This is a genomic window from Candidatus Vampirococcus lugosii (genome assembly GCF_018420025.1).
Taxonomy (GTDB): domain Bacteria; phylum Patescibacteriota; class Gracilibacteria; order Absconditabacterales; family Absconditicoccaceae; genus Vampirococcus; species Vampirococcus lugosii.
Genome location: NZ_JAEDAM010000089.1, coordinates 1 through 3,779 on the forward strand (window position 1 = coordinate 1; position 3,779 = coordinate 3,779).

A 3,779-nucleotide genomic window follows, 5' to 3' on the forward strand; every position below is an offset into this window, starting at 1 on the left:
TTGATCTTCATTTATTGTATTATGAGATAATAGTGAGATTGTAAAAAAACAAGATGGAACAAGTTTATCAGGTGATAGTTTGGATGAAGTATTTAGTTGAGTAAATGAATATGTAGAACAACAATGATCTACTTGAGCAAGTGATGGAGGCTGAGGAAGTGGATGGAAATGTTGAGATGATATAACAACAAAAGATTGAACTGAGACTTATACTACTAAAAAAATGGATGATTGAATGTGTTGGACTACTCAAAATATGAGACATCCTGTTATGGATAAAATACCATCAGAGGATGCACAATCCACAGATTGAATTTGGTATGCAAGTTGAGATAGTAGTACTAAAGATGATTATGGTTTACTATATGATTGGTATACAGCTATGTGATTAACAGGCGATCATGGTGGCGACGAATTCATAGAAAAGTTAGATACTAGTGTTTGTTGACAATTAGGATCTGGTTGGCAACTTCCTAGTTGAGAGGAAAGGTTTGCTGTAGGTACATGAGTTGTAGATATTTATTCTCCGTGATCTAGATATAGTTCTCCGTGAGAAAACGATTGGATGTTTAGTGATAAGTATACAATACATTGGACCGCTAGCATTCTAGATACACCCACACCAGCCTTCCGTAGATTTATGCGTGACGGTTCAAAACCAATTGGAATATGGAGGTACAGAATTGAAGATGATCGGAACGATGGTTGGAGTGGGTATAGTGTAGTTTGTCGCAAAGAATAATGAAATTATTGAATATTTACTTTATTTAATATTTAAGATTAGTGATTGATTTGACCATATAGTGAATTTGGTAGCTAATATATTATAACTAACTCATCTATTTATTAATCTTAGCTTTTTGTACTACTTTTCCCGCCCGGGCGAGAAAAAGATGTTGATTTTGTAAAAGAAAAAAATATAATGAAAAAGAAAATGAATAGATTATTTATTTTGTATTTAAGAAAATAATGAATATTATAGCAGTTTCTTATTATAATATATGACCTTTTTTTGAACAAATAATTTCTGTAATTTTTAAAAAATGAAAATATTTAATCAATTCTTCAGTAGGAAGTGGTAAATCTTTTTTATTTTTTGATTCTCCATTATTTGCTTTATATAAATATTCAAATAGACCAATTTTGAATAAAAAATCTCAAAAATGATTTGTAAAAATATTATTTGAAATTGATTGAAGTTTATATTTTATTCATAGAATAATAAAGGTAACTAAATCAGGTTGAGAAAGTGTTTCTAGTTCTCTTTTTTGTTATCAAAAAAATATTGATTTAGTTATACAAGATATTGAAAATAATTATAATGAAATAATAAATTATTGAGTTGATTTTTCGGATATTTTATCAAATTTTGATTTTGAACAAATACAGTTCAAACTTGAACAAGAATTACAAAAAACTTTGGAATCCTTGATTGTACCTAGACAAGTTTTTTTGAATACAAATTTTCTTATGCAAGAATGAAATAATATTTTTGATTTAACTCCTATAGAAAGAATAAATGTATTCAAAAATATTTTTAACTTATTATGAATAGATGAAGCAAAAGAAATAGTTTGAACAGAAAAAAGAGAAATTCAACTAAAATTAAAAATAAAAAAAGATACTTCTCATTTTGATAATAAAATTAGAAAATATATAAATTTATTTTTGGAGCATTTCAATGATGAATTTAAAAAACAACTTTGTTCTGAGAATTTACAGATAATATCAGATTTAGATTTTATAAAAGATAAAATATCTATTTTTGATTTTGATTATAAATCAATTGATATAAATCAAATTTCTAATATAGAAAAAGATTTAATTGAAAAAAAAGAATATTATCAATCACTTTTGGCAAATATTAAAACTTATAAATCTACAATTAATTTATTGCAAAATGATTATAATAATATTATTCAAAATATTGAAAATAACGAAAATCAAATTAAAAAATTAAAGAAAAAAATTAATTCTTTTGATTTTTCCAAAATTGATAAAATGATTGAAGAAAAACAAAATTTATTTAAAGAACAAAAAAATATTTTACAAAATATAGATTTTGATATTTATGCAAAATATAATTATGAAATAAATGATATATTTCAAGCTAATAATTTATTAGTTGAATTGAGTTATAAATGAAAAGATTATAGACAAAATAAAAAAAATTATGAAAATGATTTGGAAAAATTGGAAATTAAATATAAAGAACTTAATGATAAACTTAATGATTTGGAAATAAAGGAAGGTAGTAGATATTATGAAATATTTAAATCTAAACAAAAAGATTTAATAAATGATTTAAATATTAAAAAAAATAATATTGAATTTGAAATTAAATCTCTATGAGAAAAAGAAAAAAACTTGCAAGATAAATTACAAGATATTAATTTAAGGTTAAAATCGATTTGAGAAAATATTGATAATGAAATGACTTTTTTTTGTAATAAAATTGAAGCTAATTGCCCTTATATTGATAATATCAAAAAAGATACTTTATTATCAAAAGAAAAAGAACAATCACAAATTCAATTACAAAAAAATAATATTGAAGAAAAAATAAAAAATCTTGATTTTGAATCAAAAATAAAAGATAAAAATAATGAATTGCAAAAAATAAATTATCAAATTAAAGATATAAATGATTGAAAAAAAGAGTATTTTATTGATATTTTTGAAAAGCAAGAAGAATTAATAAAAAATATAAATAATGAAATAAAAAATCTTGATTATGAAAATAAAAAATATAAATTACAGGATCAAATAAATCAAATTGATAAAAAAATAAATAAACTAGCTTGATTTTTTAATGAAATAAAATGGTCTATTTTTAAAGAAAATTATGAAAAATATATTGATATAGATAATCAAATAAGAAAGCTTGATTCTCAAATTTTTGAAATACAAAAAGAACAAAAATCTATACAAGACTCAAAAGAAAAAATAATAAGTATTGAATCTACTATTCACTCTTTACAAGAACAAAAAGAATCTATTTCAAAAAAAATACAAGAAAATACAAAATCTCTGGAAAAACTTGAATCAAAATTATGATCTTTGTGATATTCAAAAATAGAAAAACAAGAAAAAGATTTACAACAGATTAAATTGTATAGATGATATATCTATGATTTATTGGAAGATTTCAAAAAAGAACAAATACAAATAAATAAACTTAAATATGATGAAAAAATACTTTGAGATTTGTATAATATTTTTTCAAAAGAAATAATGTTGATAGTATTGGAAGATTTTTTACCTCAAATAGAAGATATTATGAATAATTATTTATCACAAGTAGTAGATTATCAAATTAAATTTCAATTGGAAAGAAAATCAAAAGAAAAACTTGAATTGGAAATTAATATTTTGGATAATCTTTGAAATAGACCTGTAAAATCTCTTAGTGGTTGACAAAGAACTATTCTTAAATTAGTATGGATAATGTCAATAGCATCTTTATTAAGAACTAAATTTTTATTTCTTGATGAAACTATAAATAATTTAGATTTTGAAAGTATTGGTAGAGTTTCAAGTTTGTTAGAAGATTTTGTTCGTAGTACTGATATTAAATTTTATGTAGTAACACATAGTAAACAAATACAACAAATGGATATTTGGGATGCAAATATTGCAGTTTAATTTTTTTATTATTTTTTTAAAGAAAATTATGTTGATTTCTATAAATAGAATAAATTAAAAGTAAAAATACTTTCAAAAAATAAATTATTTTAAAAAATATAAAGTTTGTTTAGTATGTAAAAAAATTATTTTCT

At 21.6% G+C, this 3,779-nt stretch carries 2 protein-coding genes; both read left to right on the forward strand.

Translation table 25 applies throughout. The features are described 5' to 3' along the window. Positions 1–742, forward strand: a 742-nt coding sequence (locus VAMP_RS04930; protein ID WP_213349838.1) for a hypothetical protein, incomplete at its 5' end; no start/stop codon positions are given. A 227-nt stretch (positions 743–969) separates the two neighbouring features. Continuing rightward, complete coding sequence (locus VAMP_RS04935) at positions 970–3,645, forward strand: AAA family ATPase (RefSeq protein WP_213349839.1); 2,676 nt, start codon at positions 970–972, stop codon at positions 3,643–3,645. Positions 3,646–3,779 lie beyond the last annotated feature (134 nt).